This window comes from Natroniella acetigena, from assembly GCF_023227745.1.
GTDB lineage: Bacteria > Bacillota > Halanaerobiia > Halobacteroidales > Halobacteroidaceae > Natroniella > Natroniella acetigena.
The window spans coordinates 1-19024 of the sequence record NZ_JALKBX010000052.1 but is presented as its reverse complement, the minus strand read 5'-3'; the positions used below and the strand labels follow the sequence as shown (position 1 = coordinate 19024).

General features: G+C 37.9%; 18 protein-coding genes. 1 reads left to right on the top strand and 17 read right to left on the bottom strand.

All coding sequences use genetic code 11. The annotated features are described in order from the left end of the window. The first annotated feature begins 140 nt into the window (after positions 1-140). The gene (gene mntR / locus MWH25_RS10320; RefSeq protein WP_248627568.1) at positions 141-557 is read left to right on the top strand and encodes a transcriptional regulator MntR; all 417 of its coding nucleotides are present in this window, start codon (positions 141-143) and stop codon (positions 555-557) included. A 273-nt stretch (positions 558-830) separates the two neighbouring features. On the opposite strand, the gene deoC is transcribed toward mntR, so the two are convergent. The 17 genes from deoC to MWH25_RS10235 form a co-directional block, all read right to left on the bottom strand. After that, a complete protein-coding gene (gene deoC / locus MWH25_RS10315; RefSeq protein WP_248627567.1) occupies positions 831-1484 on the bottom strand; it encodes a deoxyribose-phosphate aldolase in 654 nt (217 codons plus the stop codon). A gap of 398 nt (positions 1485-1882) precedes the next feature. Beyond that, positions 1883-2821, bottom strand: coding sequence for a transketolase family protein (locus tag MWH25_RS10310; RefSeq protein WP_248627566.1), 939 nt, complete (start codon positions 2819-2821; stop codon positions 1883-1885). A gap of 10 nt (positions 2822-2831) precedes the next feature. Further along, a complete protein-coding gene (locus MWH25_RS10305; protein WP_248627565.1) occupies positions 2832-3644 on the bottom strand; it encodes a transketolase in 813 nt (270 codons plus the stop codon). 2 nt (positions 3645-3646) lie between these two features. After that, complete coding sequence (locus tag MWH25_RS10300) at positions 3647-4498, bottom strand: YitT family protein (protein WP_248627564.1); 852 nt, start codon at positions 4496-4498, stop codon at positions 3647-3649. Positions 4499-4689: 191 nt separating this feature from the next. Beyond that, on the bottom strand, positions 4690-5421 hold the full coding sequence (locus MWH25_RS10295) for a WecB/TagA/CpsF family glycosyltransferase (RefSeq protein WP_248627563.1): 732 nt from the start codon (positions 5419-5421) through the stop codon (positions 4690-4692). Next, positions 5411-6508: a polysaccharide pyruvyl transferase CsaB gene (csaB, locus tag MWH25_RS10290; protein WP_248627562.1), complete on the bottom strand. Its 1098-nt coding sequence runs from the start codon at positions 6506-6508 to the stop codon at positions 5411-5413. The genes MWH25_RS10295 and csaB overlap by 11 nt, the downstream gene beginning before the upstream one ends. 256 nt (positions 6509-6764) lie before the next feature. Then, positions 6765-8579, bottom strand: coding sequence for a DUF5693 family protein (locus tag MWH25_RS10285; RefSeq protein WP_248627561.1), 1815 nt, complete (start codon positions 8577-8579; stop codon positions 6765-6767). 275 nt (positions 8580-8854) lie between these two features. Beyond that, positions 8855-9553, bottom strand: coding sequence for an LmeA family phospholipid-binding protein (locus MWH25_RS10280; RefSeq protein ID WP_248627560.1), 699 nt, complete (start codon positions 9551-9553; stop codon positions 8855-8857). Between the two features lie 11 nt (positions 9554-9564). After that, positions 9565-10290 (bottom strand): ZIP family metal transporter, encoded by a 726-nt coding sequence (locus MWH25_RS10275; protein WP_248627559.1) that lies wholly within the window; start codon positions 10288-10290, stop codon positions 9565-9567. A gap of 45 nt (positions 10291-10335) precedes the next feature. Beyond that, positions 10336-11431 (bottom strand): peptide chain release factor 2 gene (prfB, locus tag MWH25_RS10270; protein WP_248627558.1). Its coding sequence is split into 2 segments (ribosomal slippage): positions 10336-11358 and positions 11360-11431, totalling 1095 coding nucleotides; the frame shifts between segments, so codons are not numbered across the junction. 220 nt (positions 11432-11651) lie between these two features. Next, on the bottom strand, positions 11652-14231 hold the full coding sequence (gene secA, locus MWH25_RS10265; protein ID WP_248627557.1) for a preprotein translocase subunit SecA: 2580 nt from the start codon (positions 14229-14231) through the stop codon (positions 11652-11654). 499 nt (positions 14232-14730) lie between these two features. Further along, the gene (hpf, locus tag MWH25_RS10260) at positions 14731-15285 is read right to left on the bottom strand and encodes a ribosome hibernation-promoting factor, HPF/YfiA family (protein WP_248627556.1); all 555 of its coding nucleotides are present in this window, start codon (positions 15283-15285) and stop codon (positions 14731-14733) included. A 160-nt stretch (positions 15286-15445) separates the two neighbouring features. Beyond that, complete coding sequence (locus tag MWH25_RS10255; protein WP_248627555.1) at positions 15446-15649, bottom strand: cold shock domain-containing protein; 204 nt, start codon at positions 15647-15649, stop codon at positions 15446-15448. Positions 15650-15764: 115 nt separating this feature from the next. Continuing rightward, the gene (locus tag MWH25_RS10250; RefSeq protein WP_248617469.1) at positions 15765-15968 is read right to left on the bottom strand and encodes a cold shock domain-containing protein; all 204 of its coding nucleotides are present in this window, start codon (positions 15966-15968) and stop codon (positions 15765-15767) included. A gap of 126 nt (positions 15969-16094) precedes the next feature. Next, positions 16095-16823 carry an amino acid ABC transporter ATP-binding protein gene (locus MWH25_RS10245; RefSeq protein WP_248627554.1) on the bottom strand — a complete coding sequence of 243 codons (729 nt, stop codon included), beginning with the start codon at positions 16821-16823 and terminating at the stop codon, positions 16095-16097. Next, on the bottom strand, positions 16810-17469 hold the full coding sequence (locus MWH25_RS10240) for an amino acid ABC transporter permease (protein ID WP_248627553.1): 660 nt from the start codon (positions 17467-17469) through the stop codon (positions 16810-16812). Before MWH25_RS10240 ends, MWH25_RS10245 begins: the two co-directional genes overlap by 14 nt. Positions 17470-18044: 575 nt before the next feature. Beyond that, on the bottom strand, positions 18045-18800 hold the full coding sequence (locus MWH25_RS10235) for a basic amino acid ABC transporter substrate-binding protein (protein ID WP_428832823.1): 756 nt from the start codon (positions 18798-18800) through the stop codon (positions 18045-18047). Positions 18801-19024 lie beyond the last annotated feature (224 nt).

Here is a 19024-nt window from a genome sequence, read left to right as displayed (position 1 = left end):
GAAGCTCAGAAAAAATCTTTCAGAACGAGAAATCTCCCTCATGGTTCTAAGCAAAAGTTACACATAATTGTAATTAAATTTAAGTTTTTAACTGTCAATTATCAATTGTAAACTATCAACTGCTTTCGAAAGGAGTTATCATGTTATCCCCTAGCTTAGAAGATTACTTAGAAGAGATCTATCGCTTTTCTCAGCAAAAAGGCTTCGTCCGCACGACAGATATAGCACTCAAATTGGACGTCTCCTTACCCTCAGTCACCAAGGCAGTAAAAAAATTGACTAAAAAAGGCTATTTAGATTATGAACGCTATCAAAATATCCAACTGACTTCTACTGGAAGAAAATTAGGTAAATTCTTAGTAGACAGAAATCAAACCTTGCGAGATTTTTTAGAGGTGATCGGTAGTGATTGTGATCTAGAAGAAGAAGCTGAGGCAATGGAGCATTATCTATCAGAAGAGACGGTTGATTCAATCACTAATTTAGTCAAGTTCTTTGCTGCAAACCCTGACTACCAACAAGAGTTACTTCAATTTCAAGAAAAGCTCAAAGAATGACGAACTAAGTCTAAGGCTAAGTTTAAGGTTGAGTAAATCCAAACCATTAAAAATAAAAGTTACCCACAACCTCTAAAAAGCATAATTTCCTAAATAATAAAAAACCAGTTAGAGAAACCCCTAACCGGCTTAATGATTTACAACTATTTAATTAATATGTAAACTTAACATCATTTTACCTTTGATCTTATTTCTTCGAACTTTTCTTTTGCTCTTTAACTATCAATTACCAATTGTAAATTGTTTTAACTATTCAATATTCAGTATTAAATATTAATTGTTTATTATCTCTATCCCGGAACTCGTTCCAATCCTTGTTGCTCCTGCTTCAATCATCTTCATTGCCTCAGCCTTAGTTCTAATTCCACCTGACGCTTTAATCCCTACCTCATCTCCTACTACCTCTTTAATCAACTCAATATCCTCTACTTTGGCCCCAGCAGTACCAAAGCCGGTCGAAGTCTTAACAAAATCTGCTCCTACTTCCTTAATGATTTGACAAGCCTTCCTCATCTCTTGCTTAGTCAGATAACAGGTCTCAATAATCACCTTAACTACTGCCTCTTCTTTAGCCTCTCTGACTACAACCCTGATATCATCCTTGACTACATCCCAAACCTCTGATTTTAAAGCCCCTATATTGAGTACCATATCAATCTCTTGTGCACCTCTTTTAATAGCATTCCTAGTCTCAAAAACCTTGGTTTCGGAAGTAGAATCACCAAGTGGAAATCCAATCACCGTACAGACTTTAACTTCACTATCTGCTAATTCCTTACTAGCCAGCCTGACAAAAGAAGGGTTAAGACATACTGAAGCAAATTTATAATCTACAGCCTCCTGGCACTTAACCTTAACATCTTCACTAACAACATCTGGTCTAAGAATAGTATGATCGATCATAGCTGCTAATTGATTACTATCCATTTTACTTCCCTCCACTCATTATTTATTAATCGCTATTTAGTGACAAAGTGCCACTAAATAGCAGTTGACAGTGAACAGTTGACGGTTGACAGTAGATAGAAAAAATCTAAGTGCGGATTTTTTCATCACGAAGGGTTCAAAGAACCCGAAGGAAAACCTTAAAATCAAAACCACTCTAAACCTATAATTCTAAGTCTTTTCATGGGTTTTAGGCTCTTAATATTTTGCTCTTAACTGTAAACTGTACCTACGGGTCTTTATCAAGACCCTTCGTGAAAATCACAAAAACCGTATCCACCGTAAACTGTCAACTCAATTATGTGACACTAAAAGTGACACAGTATTGTAATTAAATCTCACTTCACAGTTGAATAACTACATTCAGAACTCTATCATCTTTACTTATCAAGAACTTCTTTAACTGCTGTTATAATCTCTTGCTCTGTCAACCCATATTCCTTTAATAACTCTTTAGGTTCTCCTGATTTGCCAAATCTATCTTCAATTCCTACCCGCTTTAGTCGGACAGGGTGATTTTCACTTACTGCTTCTGCAATAGCACTACCTAATCCTCCATAAATATTATGCTCTTCAGCAGTAACTGCTGCTCCTGTCTTCTTAATTGAATTAATAACTCCTGCTACATCAAGTGGCTTAATAGTATGAACATTGACCACTTCTGCTTCAATTCCTTCTTTCATTAACTCTTCTCTCGCTGTTAAAGCTTGGGCCAACATAATTCCAGTAGCAAAGATTGTAATATCACTACCCTCTTCAACTACCTGGACTTGACCCCACTCAAATTGATAGTCATCTTCGCTAAAAACGGCTGGTGTTCCTACCCGACCGAATCTTAAATAGACTGGTCCATGGTGTTCAGCAGCAGCTTTGGTAACAGCTTTAGCTTCTACATAATCTGCTGGTACAATCACAGTCAAATTAGGAATCCCGCGGACAATACTCAAATCTTCGACTGATTGATGGGTAGCACCATCTGGGCCAACCGTAACCCCAGCATGAGTAACTGCAATCTTAACATTCAACTCAGGATAAGCAATCGAATTTCTCAACTGATCTGCTACTCTAGCACTACCAAAGACAGCAAAAGTACTAGCAAAAGGAATCTTACCACAGGTAGCTAAACCAGCAGCAGTCCCCATCAGATTCTGCTCTGCAATCCCCATCTGAAAAAATCTATCAGGAAATTCTTCTTCAAAATAACCAGTCCTAGTAGAACCTGACAGATCTGCATCTAAGACAACTATATCTTCCTTCTCTTGACCTAGCTCAACTAAAGCTTCTCCATAGGCATTCCTGGTTGGAATCTCCTCTGGCATACTATCCCTCCTATTCTAATTCTACTAATGCTTCCTGATATTTTTCATCATCTGGCGCTTTACCATGCCAAGCAGCAGTATCCTCCATAAAGGAAACACCTTTACCTTTAATCGTATTGGCTACAATCATCACTGGTTGGCCCGTTATCTGATCAGCTTGACTGAAAGCATCCCTGATCTGTTCTAGATCATGACCTTCAATCTCAATTACATGCCATCCAAATGCTGAAAACTTATCTGTAATCGGTTCTACTTTCATAATCTTTTCAGTCCTATCTACCAATTGGACTCGGTTATTATCGACAATTCCGATCAAGTTATCCAATTGATGATGGGCAGCTGCTAATGAAGCTTCCCAGACCTGCCCTTCTTGCAATTCACCATCACCTAGCATCACAAAGACTCGATAATCTTTCTGATCTAGTTTACCAGCTAAGGCCATTCCTAGCGCAGCAGAAAAACCCTGTCCTAATGATCCAGTCGTCATATCGACTCCTAGCGTCTTATTTAAATCGGGATGCCCTTGCAAATGTCCTTCTAAAGTTCTTAACTTCATTAAATCTTCTTTAGGAAAGAATCCTTTCTCTGCTAAAGCAGCATACAAGACTGGTGCTGCATGCCCTTTAGATAATACGAAGCGATCCCTATCTTCCCAGTCAGGATTGGCTGGGTCAATCTCAAGCTCTTCAAAATATAATACCGCCAATATATCAGCAGCAGATAGAGAACCTCCAGGATGACCAGATCCGGCTGTGGTTAGCATCTTTAAGATATCTTCTCGAATCGTTCGTGCTTTATCTTCTAACTCTGTTACCTTGCTCATCCTTAAACCTCCTCAATAATATTTTCTTTAAATCCTTCTCCTAATACTTCACGTACTTCAGTAATAATCACAAAAGCATCCTCATCAATAGTATGTACCACATTCTTAAGATCTGATACTTCAGATCGACTAATAATACAAAGTAATATATCTTTATTTTCTTCAGTAAAGCCACCCCGACCATTCAAAACAGTTACTCCTCGATCTAATTGATTAATAATATCCTCCCTAATCACCTCTGCAGCATCAGAAATAATAAATGCTCCCTTGGAGATAGTTAACCCCTCTTGGACTAAATCAATCGTCATACTGGTAATTGCTAAGGAAATTAAAGCATATAGAGCCAACTCAAGATTAAAAACAAGTCCTGCTAATGAAATAACAAAAAAGTCAATAATTAATAATCCCTTACCAGAACTCAAGCCCGTATATTTATTAATAATCTGAGCCACAAGATCGGTACCACCAGTCGTTGCCTTCGATTTAAAAACAATCCCTAAGCCTACTCCTGCTAAACCACCACCATAAATGGCAACTAACAACAGATCATCAGTTACAAAGGATAGATGAGGGGCCAACAGATCTGCAGCCACAGATAAGACTATAATTCCATATAAGGTCTTAAAACCAAATTTGGCCCCTAATTCTTTGACCCCTAGAATAAAAAGAGGTACATTTAAAGCTAAAATCACCGTTCCTACGGGCCAATTAAAGAGATGATATAATACTGTAGCCAAGCCACTAACTCCACCAGCAGCAATTCGATTAGGTACCAAAAAGATAACTAATGCCAGTGCAATTAAGATTGAACCAACCGTAATCCCTAGATAATCATAAATATCTTGCCGAGTCATTTCAACAATCCCCTTCCCGAACTTAATAACAGTTAACAGTGAACAGTTGACGGTTGACAGTTAAAAATCTAAATTCAAAACCACTCTAAACCCCTAAACATAAGATTCTTCAAAGGTCTTAAGCTTTTAAGGTTTTGCTCTTCAACTGTAAACTGTAAACCGTAAACTGTCAACCCAATATTGTAATAAAGCTATTTATTCTTCAACCGTTGCCGAAGCACTTTAAGCACAAATTCAGGTATCGCAACCATCCTTCCCGCCCGACTTGGCTCTTGTAATAACCGAAAGAACCACTCCAACCCAAACTTCTGCATTACTACAGGTGCTCGCCTCTTATTACCAGCCAAAACATCAAAGACTCCTCCCACCCCGATTCCTACCGGTACTTGTAGAGAGGTTAAGTATTTATTTAACCATTTTTCCTGTAGTGGAACTCCCATTCCGACCAATAAAACATCTATTTGATTAGCCTTAATCTCTGCTATTACCTGCTCTTCTAATCTACGATCTAGATAACCATGATGGGTCTTGATCATTAATTTAGGGTACTGAGCTTGGAGGTTCTCCTTGGCTTGGGCTGCTACTCCTGGTTCTGAGCCTAAAAAATAAAACCGAAGCCCTGTTTGATTACCTAACTTCAATAACCTGTGCACCAGTTCAACCCCCGTAATCCGCTCCTTTAATTCTGTCCCTAACATCTTAGCAGCCAATAATAAACCTACTCCATCCGCTAGGGCCAACTCCGCCGAATTCAAGATCTTTTTTAACTGTTGATCATAGTTGGCCTTAATGATCATTTCAGGATTAGGGGTCACTATTAAATTAGCTTGTCCTGAATTTAAAAAAGACTCAATTTGACCCAATGCCTCTTGTATGGTCAAATTATCAATTTCAACTCCTAAAATCTCAACCTTATTTTCCATCCTGACCACCGAACAACATTAAAGCTAATTCTAGATTATACCTAGCTAATCCTGCTAATTGATCAACTTTTTTATTTATTTTACTCCTAACCCGCCCTTTATTGGCCCATTTTCCAATTATTTCTTGACTAAGTTGCTCTACTTCTAAATTATCTATCCATCCTATAGGAGATAGATCCAAACTAGCTAAAAAACTATCAATCTTAGGATCATAAGAGATCCCAAGTAACGGCATCTGATTCAAAGCAGCAAAGATCAAAGAATGTAACCGCACTCCAAGTAATAAATCAACCTGACCGACCAAGCCCAATACCTCTTGTGGTGAATAATTTCCAGTAACTATTGCAACCTCCCCTTCCATCAGACTCCTTAATTTATGACTAACTTCCAGATCAGCAGGATAATGTAACGGAATTAACAACAGTTGAATCGCAAACTCTTCTCTAAATTGCTCTAACACCACAGCCAATCGCTTCAAATAGCTATTATCACCCCAAGGTCGAATCGAAATCCCAACCGTCTGCTGGGCCAAATCAATCCCTTCCTCAGCTAAGATAGCCTTTATTCTCTTCTCCTTTGTTGGCTGTAACATAAAGACCGGATCAGCAGTCACATAGATCAATCCTTCAACCCCTATTTGTCGTAATAACTCCTTAGACTTTTGATCACGGACAGTGATTAAATCAACCCGATTAAGGACTGATTTGACCAATTTTTGATTAATCACAGCATTGATTGGACCAACCCCTTGAGCACAGAAAAAAACAGGTACCTTAAGTGCTTTAGCCAAGATTATAATCGATAAATAATAAGGAATCGTCTTCCTTCCAGTCACATCCTGTAACAGACTACCCCCACCGCTGATCAACAAGTCAGTTTTTTTTAACTGGGCAACCACCTCAACTAGATTGGTTCGACTGATCGCCTTAACTCCATGAACCTTTCTTGTCCAGCTAGGATTAGCAGATAGTACAATGATCTCTACTTGTCCAAAGACTTCTTGCAACCCTACGATCAAAGCTGCTAGGATTGCTTCATCTCCTGCGTTGTTAAAGCCATAATAACCGGATAGAATAATTCTTTTCATTATTATCTCCTTTTTCATTAACTATTCGCTAAATATCAGTTTACGGTTTACGGTTTACAGTTGACAGTGGATAGAAAAAATCTAAGAACGGATTTTTTCATCACGAAGGGTTTAAAAAACCCGAAGTAAAATCATTAAACCTTAAATTCAAAACCTGTCTACTCCTTTAATTACAAGAGTTTTAAGTGGTTTTAAATTTTTAAGGTTTTGATCTTAACTGTACACTGTACACTGTCAACCGTCAACTGCTTTTAAGTTATTCATTATTCATTATTAAATATTCAATGCCTATCCCAATTACCCCTCCTAAGACTACCCCTTGACCAACCCTAAGCAGTGAAATCAGCAGCGGAGTATGCAGATGAGAAAAAGTATTTAAAATATTGATCTGACCGATCAATCCAATCAATAATAACCAACTATACCTCTTAGCTTGACCTACTAAACCGATCCCTAATACTAATCCAGGATGTCCAATCAAAAAGGATTTAAACCGTGGTCTAACGATCAATATTCTCTCCAAATTCTCTCTGAGCAATACCTCGGTAGCACTGACTGGAATCGCTGGATTATTACCTGTCCGTCCTAGATAAATTAAACCACCTAAAAAGATCAAAAGTAATACTAATACCTCTTTCCACAAAACAGACTGCTCTAAAAAATCTGCTAACTTCCTTTTAACCATATTCAGATTACCATAATTAATAAACAACCCATAAACAAAACTGATCACCAATGGTAAAGCAAAGGCCAATTTAACCCCTCTAAACTGCCTGATCTGCAGTAAATATCTCCTATCTGCTAATAAGGCACTGATAATCAACCCCCCCACAATACTGACCAAACTAACCTGCAAAAATAACTTAAGCACTTGGCTAAGCTTCAAAGGAGCATCAATCTTATTGATTAAGTAAACAAAGATATAACACGGCAAGTTGATAGCAACCACTAAAGCTAATAGCTCTAAGCTGAAATTAACCCCTGCCACATGACCTACTGCTAATAAAAAAGCTGCACTCCCTCCAGCATAAAACCAACTAACTCCTAATATCTTAAGTAATAAACTATTTAATAGCACTATTAAACCAGCTAATATTAATCTTAATTCTACCTGCTCACCTAAATCAGCAAATGGAGATGCCTGTGCTAGAATATAATCCTCTGCTTCCAATCTAGCGACCAACCCTTCCATAAACTCCAGTGTATCCTCTGGCTCAGCAAAAGGTCTTAAATATAAAGTCCTAACATTCCGCTCCCTGACTGCTCGTAAATAACGAGCTACAGCCCGCTCAATTCCTAAAAAATCTAATTCGGCCTGCTCTATGCTATGTACCCGTACTGCTTTTAGATCGAGTAACCGGGCCAACTCTCCACTCCCACTCTGTCGTGCAATAAACGGCTCAATCATCCCAAGTTTAATCCCTCTTGCTCTTAACTGTTGAGCAGTTAGCTCCAGCTGCTCAGGATAACCTACAACCTGCTCCCCACTGAAGATAATCTGCTGACTATCCTCTACTCCAGCCAATAAACTATCCAACTCCTGTGGCTCAATCTCAGCCGGCAACCGAGGAATAATCTGTAACCCTAGCTCAGACAAAAAATCTACCTTCTGCTCAGAAAAATAGAGCGGCAACTCCAGTAACTCTTCTTCATAATCATTAACCTTCAACCCTTGCTCTTCAATCCGCTCTACAGTCACCCTATCAGCTAAGAGCTCTTCTAATTGATCTAGCAATTGCTGGTTATCACTGACAAGATATAGTTCACCAGATTCAAGTTGAGGAAATCCAAGTAACTGTCCAGCCAAACCACTGACCTGATGACCTTGGTAATAACTCAACTCACCATCAGTAGCCAACTCTTTTAAATTATCCATCTCTAAACCGACCGTAGTCAAGCCTAACTCTTTTAACTGCGATAGTAATTGCTCCTGCTCAAACTCCCGCAACAAGCTATAATCGATCACCAGCTCCACAGCTCGATTCTGACTTTCCACCTGATAGCGTCTAGCTACTAAGAGACCTGTTAGAGCTAGGATTGCTATTAAGGTTATAGTTAGTAGTTTCTTCATCTGATTCAACTCCGTCATCTATAATTGATATTTAGTGGCACTTTGCCACTAAATATCAGTGTACAGTTTACGGTTTACAGTTGACAGTTAAAAACCTAAATTCAAAACCAGTCTAAATCTGCAAATATAAGGCTTTTCAGAAGTCTTAAGCTGTTAAGATTTTGATCTTAACTGTAAACTGTTCACTGTTAACTGTCAACTATATTGTGGCATCAAGATGCCACAATATAAAAAAGACCCCTCTCTTTATTTAAGATAGGGATCTTAATGATTAATTATTCTCTTGTACCACCTAACAACTGCAAACTACCTTCCTCAACCTTAACCTCAGTAAGTTCTAAGGGAAGAGGAAAATTAGCTAAACTGATCTTAAAGCCCAATTTATCCTTCAATTGTTCAATTACATCAGTTGAAATTACAACTCGATCAACTGCTAACTTGTCTGAATTAAAGATCAAAGTCTGATGATCATAAACACTGAACTTCCCAGTCAACTGCAAGCTCAATTCAGTATTAAAAAAACTCAACTTACCTACCATCACCATCTGATCAGATGTTAAATCGATCCGGAAAGCATCTAAAATATCCAACTCTGGTCTAGTAGCTAAATAATGATTCAAATCCTGATCAGTCAACTCAATTTCAAGTTCCGTATTCTCACCTTGGCTGACCTGCCATTGTTCATCTTGACCCTTGACTAATTTCAAATCACTATAGCTGCCCTCTAACCGCTCTAAAGTAAGCTGTTCGCTGACTAAACCATTGGCTTTAATTTCTAGCTGATCGACCCGACCAGCTAGTAACTTAATAGCTGGAAAGGAACTGATTGTAACATCTAATTGCTCATAATCATCTAATTCTTGGCTTAAACTAGATTCTAATCTAGTAGAAAATATCCGTGGTAAGATTAATTGGCTACCTACTAACAGCAACAACAACAGAATAACTGCTGGTTTAATTAACTTCTTTAACACCTTTTCCACTCCTAAACTAAAATTGTAATTAAAACTCCAGCTACTAAGCCTAAGATGACACCAATAGTAGCTTGAACCTTAGTATAGCGAAAATTATATGCACTAGGAATTAATTCAAACGTAGTAATATACAACATAGCCCCTCCAGCAAAACCTAACGTAATCGCTAGTACAACCGGGGAGATATAACCGATCAATGAACCGGTCAAAGCTCCTAAACCCATTGGGATTCCAGGTAAAATAGTAGCTAATAATATCTTAGGTGAACTCCAGCCACCTGCCTTTAAGGCAGTAGCCATCGATAATCCTTCCGGGAAATTGTGAAGGGCCATCAATACAGCCAAACCAAATCCTAACTCTGTAGTAACAAGATAACCCGCTCCAATGGCCAACCCTTCTGGAAAATTATGCAGGCTGATCCCGATCCCCAATAAGATCCCGGTTTGAATATACCAATCATCCATCTTTTCCGATTTAAAATAATAAGCCGTTAAATCCAAAGCTATCAACCCTAAAAAAACTCCTGCAACAGCAGCTACAAAGCTACCATGTTCAATCGATGCTGGAATTAAATCAACCAGTACAATCGATAACATCATACCACCTGTCAACCCCAACAATAAACTGACCGATTTATCATCAGGCTTACGCCATAAAATAATACTAGCACCACCTAACCCAGTACCTAACATTCCAGCTATCAGCCCAATTACTGTCGTCATTAAGATCTGTTCCATCAAGTCACCTCACATATTAATCTATATATGTGAGGTGTTGACAGGTTATTCTTCTTTTAAATAAGCTTCAATAAATAAATCTAAATCACCATCAAGTACTTGCTCACTCTTTCCTGTCTCTACAGCGGTTCGATGATCCTTGATCATCTGATAAGGATGGAAGACATATGACCTGATCTGACTCCCCCAAGCTATCTCCTTATACTCACCTCGTAACTCATCTATCTTATCTGCTTGCTTTTCCTGTAAATAATCGAATAACTTCGCTTTCAAGATCTTCAAAGCACCTTCCCTATTCTTATGCTGAGAACGTTGATTTTGGCATTGGACTACAATCCCTGTCGGCTGGTGAGTAATCCTAACAGCAGAATCAGTCGTATTAACATGCTGACCTCCAGCACCACTGGCCCGATAAGTCTCTATCTTCAGATCATTCTTATCAATATCAACCTCAATATCATCATCAATCTCAGGCATTACATCGACTGAAGCAAAAGAAGTATGCCTCCGTCCTGAAGAATCAAACGGAGAAATTCTGACCAGACGATGAACCCCCTTTTCAGATTTGAGATAACCATAAGCATATGGTCCGCTAATCTGTAAGGTTACACTCTTAATCCCTGCTTCCTCGCCTGCCATAAACTCTAATGTATTGACTTGATAACCATGCTGCTCGGCCCAGCGAGTATACATTCTCAATAACATCTCGGCCCAATCTTGTGACTCTGTCCCACCTGCTCCTGGATTGATCGCTAATAAAGCATCACTATCATCATACTTTCCTGATAATAATGTCTGTAGCTCAAGCTGTTCTAAACCCTTGGCAAGCGGGCCAATCCTAAAGTCAACTTCATCAATCACCTCTTGATTATCTTCCTCTACAGCTAACTCCAATAATAAGCTGAGGTCTTGATATTCTTCTTCTAACTGATCAAACTGCTTGATCTTACCTTTAAGATTACTCCCTCGTTTAGCAACCTTTTGGGCCTCTTCACTATCATTCCAAAAATTAGGCTGAGCCATCTGCTCATCGATTTCTTCTTTTTGGGCTAGTAATTGATCATAGTCAAAGAGATTCCCTCAAATCTGATAATCTATCTTTAATTTCTGATAACTTCGACTTTAACTCTTGCTCTTGCATCCACTCTCCCCCCCAAACTTATATTTAACATTTAATAATTAATATTGAATAAACAAAACCAACAATTAGAACAAATTTTATTTATTCAATAGTTTAGGCAGACCTACGAGTCTAAAAAACCAAGACCCTCCGTGAAAACCATATCCACACAGGTTTGCCCTTACTTTTTAGAGATTTTGATCTTTAACTATTCATTATTAAATATTCATTATTCATTGCTTTACCGATCGATACAGCACTTCTTATACTTCTTACCACTGCCACACGGACAAGGGTCATTACGACCAGGCTCTTCTTCCTTAACAATCGGTTGACACTTGCTCTCTTGCTCTTCACCACCAGCTTGAGCTTGCTGTCCTTGCTGAGGCTGCTTGGCAGTATCATAAGCTGTCATCATTGGTCGGCGCTCATAATTTAAATGCTGTGGTCTCTCTTGTTCAGAATCCTCCTTGACAATCTCAATCGTGAAGATATACTTAATAATATCCTCTCTGATCCAAGAGTTCATCTGTTTAAACATCTCAAAACTTTCCAGTTTATACTCTACTAATGGATCACGCTGTCCATAAGCTCTCAGCCCAATTCCCTGGCGCAATTCATCCATTGCTTTTAAGTGATCCATCCATTTTTGATCAATAACCTTTAACATTACTAATTTAGCTAGTTTATTCATCTTCTCAGCAGTTATTTCTTCCCGTTTAGCTTGATAAGACTCTTTAAATTCAGTAAATAAGTCTTCTTTAATCTCTTCTGTTCTTAGTCCTTCTAAATGTTCCTCTGTTAGATCAATCTCTAATGATAAGTTTTCTAAATGATTGATCAACCCAGCTAAGTCCCAATCACTAGGGGCCAACTCCTGATCAGCATAAATCTCAACTACCTCATCTAACCACTTATCGGCCATCCCAAGTAAGATCCCTTCTAAATCATCACCGGTCAAGACCTTACGGCGTTGTTCATAAATAACCTTCCGCTGACCATTTAAAACATCATCATACTCCAAGATATTCTTTCTGATATCAAAGTTGCGATCCTCTACCTTCTGTTGGGCATTGGCCAATGATCTCGTGATTAATTTATGCTCAATCGGCTGATCATCTTCTAAACCTAGAGTATTCATCACCCCTGAAATCTTATCCGAACCAAATAGACGCATCAGATCATCTTCTAACGAGACATAAAAACGAGAAGAACCAGGATCTCCCTGACGACCTGAACGACCACGCAACTGATTATCAATTCTACGACTCTCATGGCGCTCAGTACCGATTACGTGTAAACCTCCTAAATCTACAACTCCTTCTCCTAAGACAATGTCAGTTCCTCGACCGGCCATATTAGTAGCAATCGTGACTGCTCCCTTTTGACCAGCCCGCTTAATAATCTCTGCTTCTCGTTCATGGTGTTTCGCATTCAAGACCTCATGGGGTACATGGGCCTGCTTTAACTTTCTACTCAATTTTTCAGAGTTTTCAATAGAAACCGTACCGACCAAGGTAGGTTGGCCCTTCTTATATCTTTTCTTAATATCTTTGACCACAGCATTGAACTTTGCTTCTTCAGTCTTATAGATCACATCAGGCAGATCTTCTCTAATCACCGGTTCATTAGTTGGAACCACTACTACATCAAGCTCATAAATCTCATCAAATTCACTCTCTTCCGTCTCAGCAGTACCGGTCATCCCTGCTAACTTATCATACATCCTAAAGAAGTTCTGGAAGGTAATACTGGCTAAAGTCTGACTCTCACGCTGAATCTTAACCCCTTCCTTAGCTTCAATAGCTTGATGAAGTCCATCACTAAATCTACGTCCACTCATCAATCGCCCAGTAAATTGATCAACAATATGCACCTCACCATTTTTCACCAGATAATCCTGATCCCGCTTCATCAATGCATGAGCTTTCAAGGCTTGATTTAGATGGTGTAAGTGATCTAAATATTGATTGTCATATAGATTATCGATCCCTAACATCTTCTCTACCTTATCTATTCCTGACTCATTGAGACTGATCGATTTTGCCTTCTCATCAACTTCATAATCTTTATCTTCACCCTGCTCTAATCTAGGAGCAATCTTAGCAAACTTATAGTATAATTTAGGTGATTGTTGCGATGGCCCCGAGATAATTAATGGCGTCCGTGCTTCATCGATCAAGATACTATCAACCTCATCCAAAATAGCATAATTCAGCTCTCGTTGCACTAACTGCTCTTCATTAGTTGCCATATTACCCCTTAAATAATCGAATCCAAACTGATTATTCGTTCCATAAGTGATATCAGCTTGATAAGCTTCCCTCCGCTGCTGATAATCCATATCTTGTAAGATAACTCCTACTTCTAAACCTAAGAATTCATAAATTTGACCCATCCACTCTCGATCACGTTCAGCCAAATAATCATTAACTGTAATAATATGAACCCCTTTACCGATCAATCCATGGAGATAAGCGGGCAAAGTAGCAGCTAAAGTCTTACCTTCTCCAGTCTTCATCTCAGCAATCTTACCCTGGAATAAGACAATTCCTCCAATCAATTGGACATCATAATGTCTCATCTCTACCGTCCGCTTCGCAGCTTCCCTAACAACAGCAAAAGCTTCTGGTAATAGATCATCTAAACTCTCTCCAGCTTCCAACCTAGACTTGAACTCATCGGTCTTGGCCCGTAATTGCTCATCAGTTAACTCGACAATTTCATCTTCCCAACCGTTAATCTCGTCAACTAATGGTTCTAACTTCTTAAGCTTCTTCTCATTAGGATCAACAAATAACTTCTTTAAAAAACCAAGCATTTTTTACCCCTCTCGATTTGTTATTGACAATTAGTGGCAAGACGCCACTAATTGTCAGTGTACAGTTTACGGTTTACAGTTGACAGTTAAAGACCTTCAAATCTTAAAATCAAAACCACTCTAAATCTATAGATATAAGACTTCTTAGCGATCTTAAGCTTTTGAGATTTTAATCTATAACTGTACACTGTTCACTGTACACTGTCAACTATATTATAATATATCTTAAATTCCAATGATATAACTTGCCCATCTTAATTTCAAAGTCCATTATACATTATACCACTTAACCGCCCAATAGGCAAACAAAGCAACAAAATGACCTGCGGTCATAGTTTAAGTCTAAGTCTGAGTTTAAGTGTGAGCAAAGTCCTAAAACAAGAAGACAAACCACTAAAAAATTATCAACCTCTCAAAACATAACTTCCTTAATTAACAAAGAAGCTAGCTGCCTAGGCAGCTAGCTTCTTTGTTTAGTTAAACTTTAGCTTATCGTTATTTAAATTGTCGGTTCAATCAAACCATAATTCCCATCATTTCTCCTATAAACAACATTTACTTCTTCAGTATTAGCATTAGAGAAAACGAAAAAGTCATGATCTAGCAAATCCATCTGCATTACTGCTTCTTCAACCGGCATCGGCTTAATAGCAAAGCTTTTGGTCTTAACAATCTTAGCAGCTAACTCATCATCTTCTTCCTCTTCATCTCGGACTAACTGTCTTCCTAACTGCTCTTCAAATTCTAACTTCTCTCGTCTCAATTTATTACTAATTCTAGTTTTATATTTACGAACTTGCCGTTCTAACTTTTCAATCACACCATCAATTGAAGCATACATATCTCCAGTCTCTTCCTCACCACGTAAGATCAAACCATCAGCAAAGATAGTTACCTCAACTATATGTCGCTCCTTGTCCACTTCAAGAGAAATTTGACATTCAATCACGACATCTTCATCAAAATACTTCTTAAGCTTTCCAATTTTCTCTCGAGCATAATTCCTTAAAGCATCAGTAATTTCAATGTTCTTACCTCTTACCATAAACTTCATAATAGGATCAACTCCTTTTTTTTAGAGAAAATGAGTGTATATCATATCCTTCTTCATCAATCCACATTCTCCTGCTTAAAAGGTACTTTTATTTGTATTATATTAAAAAAAGACCCCGGTTTCATCCAGGGCCTTTCATTTATGTCAATAAAAAACTTGATTACAGTTTAGTTACATTTTCAGCTTGTGGTCCTCTGTCGCCTTCAACGATTTCAAATTCTACTTCTTGACCTTCGTCTAATGCTTTGAACCCTTCTTCTTCAATTGCTGAAAAATGTACAAATACGTCGTCTCCTTCTTCTCTTTCAATAAATCCATATCCTTTTTCATTGTCAAACCATTTTACGCTACCTGTTAATCTCATCAGTTAATTCCTCCTAATTTTTGTTACTGTTCAAGCTAAATTCATCATCCTACAACCTAACTCAAATTACTAATTTATAGTTATTTTTCAGTTATAGTCAATAATAAAGATAAACTTACAGTTTAGTTACTTTATCAGCTTGTGGTCCTCTGTCGCCTTCAACAATTTCAAATTCTACTTCTTGACCTTCGTCTAATGCTTTGAATCCTTCTTCTTCAATTGCTGAAAAATGTACAAATACGTCGTCTCCTTCTTCTCTTTCAATAAATCCATATCCCTTTTCATTGTCAAACCATTTTACACTACCTGTTAATTTCATTAATTCATTCCTCCTATTTTTCTTACCTTTAAAATTTTAGCAGTCTTTCAACTTGCTATTATAAATATAACATATCTATTAAAACTTGTCAATAGAATTATAAAAAATAATCTATCTTTCTGGTGATTATAAAATTTTAGCCAGAAACTCTTGAGTCCTCTCCTGTTGAGGGTTTCCAAATATTTGCTCTGGCGGGCCAACTTCTACGATCAATCCTTGATCCATAAATAAAACCCGATCGCCAACCTCTCGAGCAAAACCCATCTCATGGGTTACAACCACCATCGTCATTCCTTCTTCCGCTAAAGCCTTCATTACCTCTAATACATCCCCAACCATCTCTGGATCCAAAGCAGAAGTTGGCTCATCAAATAACATTACCTTAGGTTGCATCGCTAATGCTCTAGCAATCGCAATCCTCTGTTTCTGCCCACCTGATAGCTGCTGAGGATAACTACTTGCTTTATCCCGTAACCCAACCTTATCTAGTAGATCATAAGCAATCTTTTCCGCCTGCTTAGGTTCGACTCCTTTGACCTTAACAGGGGCCAAAGTAATATTTTCTAGTACATTTTTATGAGGAAAGAGGTTGAAATGTTGAAAGACCATCCCAGTTTCTTGCCTTATTTTATTTATATCCACTTCTAGAGAATTTATTTGTTCTTCATCAATCCAAACTTTACCTGCAGTAATCTCTTCTAACCGATTCAGACAGCGTAAGAATGTACTCTTACCTGAACCGCTTGGCCCGATGACTACTACAACTTCACCTTGTTTAATCTCTTCATCAATCCCAGACAAAACTTCCAAATCCCCAAAACTCTTATGCAGATCCTCTACTTTAATCACCGACATTCAACCTCCTTTCGGCATAATTGACTAATCTAGTCATAATAAAGGTCATCACAAAATATAAAGCTGCTACAGCAGTAAAGATCAAAAAAGACTCATAAGTTCGACTGATAATTAATCGTCCCTGTCTCGTCAAATCTCTAACAGCAATTACCGATACCAAAGATGAGTCCTTCAATAAAGCAATAAATTCATTACCCAATGGTGGAACTACCTGTTTAATCGCCTGTGGTAAGATCACATACTTCATCGCTTGTGGATATGACATCCCCAATGAACGGGCCGCTTCCATCTGTCCTGTATCAATGGCATTAATCCCTGAACGGACTATCTCTCCTACATAAGCACCACTATTTAATCCTAATCCCAAAATTGCAGCTACATGTGATTGAATATCTATTCCTAAATTTGGCAACCCATAATAAAGCAAAAATAGCTGAATCAATAATGGAGTCCCCCGAAAAAACTCAATATAAGCCTTGGCCAATCCTTTAAATAATTTATTTCGTGATACACGGGCCAATCCTAAGATCGTCCCAATCGCAATCCCTATCATCACAGCAAAGAACGTCAATCTGATCGTCATTCCCGCACCCTGCAATAAATACGGAAATGCCTGCCTCAAAACGGTTATTTTATCAACTATCATCAATCCCAACCCTTTCTTAATTAACTTAAGTTTAAATTTGGTTCAAACCATCCCCAAAAGATAATTTCCTTGACAAAAACAAATGTAAGTTTTGTTGACCAAAATAATTATACAGTATTCTTATTATTTATTCAAGGGGAATTAAGTCCAAGTTTAAGGTTAAGTTTAAGCAATTTTATCCAACTTTAAAAATAGGACTTATTTGATATAAAGTGGCACTTTGCCACTTTATATCAGTGTACAGTTTACAGTTGATATGGTTTCTATGGTTTTCACGAAAGGTCTTGACAAAGACCTGTAGGGACGGTTGACAGTAGATAGAAAAAATCTAAGAGCAGATTTTTTCATCACGAAGGGTTCAAAGAACCCGAAGGAAAGACCTTAAAATCAAAATCACTCTAAACCTAAGAACATAAGGCATTTCAGAGGTCTTAAACTTTTAAGGTTTTAATCTTAACTGTAAACTGTTCATTGTACACTGTCAACTCAATTATGTGGCACTAAAAGTGCCACATAATTGTAATTAACTTAGACTCAAATTAAAAAAACAGCAGGGAGACCCTGCTGTTTGTATCTTACTCAAACCATTTACTAAAAATCTCGTCATAAGTACCGTCTTCTTGAATTTCTGCTAATGCTTGATTAATATTTTCTACTAATTCTTCCTCACCTTGACGCATTGCCATTCCATAAAATTCTTCAGTAAATGGCTCACCTACAATCTCAACTCCACCTCGTTCTTGGATATAATCAGCCGTTACCGGCAGATCATTAATAACTGCATCAACCCGCTCATTATTCAAATCTTCAAAAGCCTCAGGAATTACATCATAACGATTAACTTCCACATTGTCCTTCTCACTAACTACTATATCTCCTGTCGTTCCTAACTGAACTCCAACTGTTTTACCTTCTAAGTCTTCCAAACCTTGAATCTCATCATTATCTTCTAAGACTGCGATTACCTGCCCAGCATTGAAATAAGGATCAGAAAAATCAACTGCTTGCTCTCTTTCTTCTGTAATCGTCATCGCAGAAATAATCAAATCATACTCACCTGCTTGCAAGCCAGGAATAATTCCATCAAAAGCTGTATCTTGAAGTTTGATTTCAATTCCTAGTCGATCTCCAATCTCTCTAATCAAATCAGCATCAAAACCAACGATCTCATTATTTTCATCCCGAAATTCAAACGGACGATAAGCCGCATCCATTCCCACTGTCAAAGTTCCTTCCTCTTCAATTCGCTGCCAAGCCGTACTGTCATCTCCTGCACAACCTACCACTGCCAATAATCCTACCAATAAGAAAATTAATAACGTCTTTTTCATCATTTATCTTCCTCCCTAATTTTTAACTATGGTTCTGTCAGTAATTATACACGATTACGTATAAAGATTCAAGAGGGAATTACAAATTTAGGTTAAGGTTAAATAAAAAAATTGCCCTTCGGCAATTTAAATTGATTCTAAACTTTGAACTTAAGCTGTTGTGTTATGTTAATAATAGGAAATTGTTAACTTGTACTTCACCTTGTTTTTTGGTATAATTTATT

What these genes read in the sequence shown, in the direction of transcription:
- MWH25_RS10255 (WP_248627555.1), bottom strand. Translation starts at nt 15,649, where the DNA reads ATGAGATTAACAGGTAGCGTAAAATGGTTTGACAATGAAAAAGGATAT.
- MWH25_RS10310 (WP_248627566.1), bottom strand. Translation starts at nt 2,821, where the DNA reads ATGCCAGAGGAGATTCCAACCAGGAATGCCTATGGAGAAGCTTTAGTT.
- MWH25_RS10275 (WP_248627559.1), bottom strand. Translation starts at nt 10,290, where the DNA reads ATGGAACAGATCTTAATGACGACAGTAATTGGGCTGATAGCTGGAATG.
- MWH25_RS10295 (WP_248627563.1), bottom strand. Translation starts at nt 5,421, where the DNA reads ATGGAAAATAAGGTTGAGATTTTAGGAGTTGAAATTGATAATTTGACC.
- deoC (WP_248627567.1), bottom strand. Translation starts at nt 1,484, where the DNA reads ATGGATAGTAATCAATTAGCAGCTATGATCGATCATACTATTCTTAGA.
- secA (WP_248627557.1), bottom strand. Translation starts at nt 14,231, where the DNA reads ATGCTTGGTTTTTTAAAGAAGTTATTTGTTGATCCTAATGAGAAGAAG.
- MWH25_RS10240 (WP_248627553.1), bottom strand. Translation starts at nt 17,469, where the DNA reads ATGATAGTTGATAAAATAACCGTTTTGAGGCAGGCATTTCCGTATTTA.
- hpf (WP_248627556.1), bottom strand. Translation starts at nt 15,285, where the DNA reads ATGAAGTTTATGGTAAGAGGTAAGAACATTGAAATTACTGATGCTTTA.
- MWH25_RS10235 (WP_428832823.1), bottom strand. Translation starts at nt 18,800, where the DNA reads ATGAAAAAGACGTTATTAATTTTCTTATTGGTAGGATTATTGGCAGTG.
- csaB (WP_248627562.1), bottom strand. Translation starts at nt 6,508, where the DNA reads ATGAAAAGAATTATTCTATCCGGTTATTATGGCTTTAACAACGCAGGA.
- MWH25_RS10300 (WP_248627564.1), bottom strand. Translation starts at nt 4,498, where the DNA reads ATGACTCGGCAAGATATTTATGATTATCTAGGGATTACGGTTGGTTCA.
- MWH25_RS10285 (WP_248627561.1), bottom strand. Translation starts at nt 8,579, where the DNA reads ATGAAGAAACTACTAACTATAACCTTAATAGCAATCCTAGCTCTAACA.
- MWH25_RS10250 (WP_248617469.1), bottom strand. Translation starts at nt 15,968, where the DNA reads ATGAAATTAACAGGTAGTGTAAAATGGTTTGACAATGAAAAGGGATAT.
- MWH25_RS10305 (WP_248627565.1), bottom strand. Translation starts at nt 3,644, where the DNA reads ATGAGCAAGGTAACAGAGTTAGAAGATAAAGCACGAACGATTCGAGAA.
- mntR (WP_248627568.1), top strand. Translation starts at nt 141, where the DNA reads ATGTTATCCCCTAGCTTAGAAGATTACTTAGAAGAGATCTATCGCTTT.
- MWH25_RS10245 (WP_248627554.1), bottom strand. Translation starts at nt 16,823, where the DNA reads ATGTCGGTGATTAAAGTAGAGGATCTGCATAAGAGTTTTGGGGATTTG.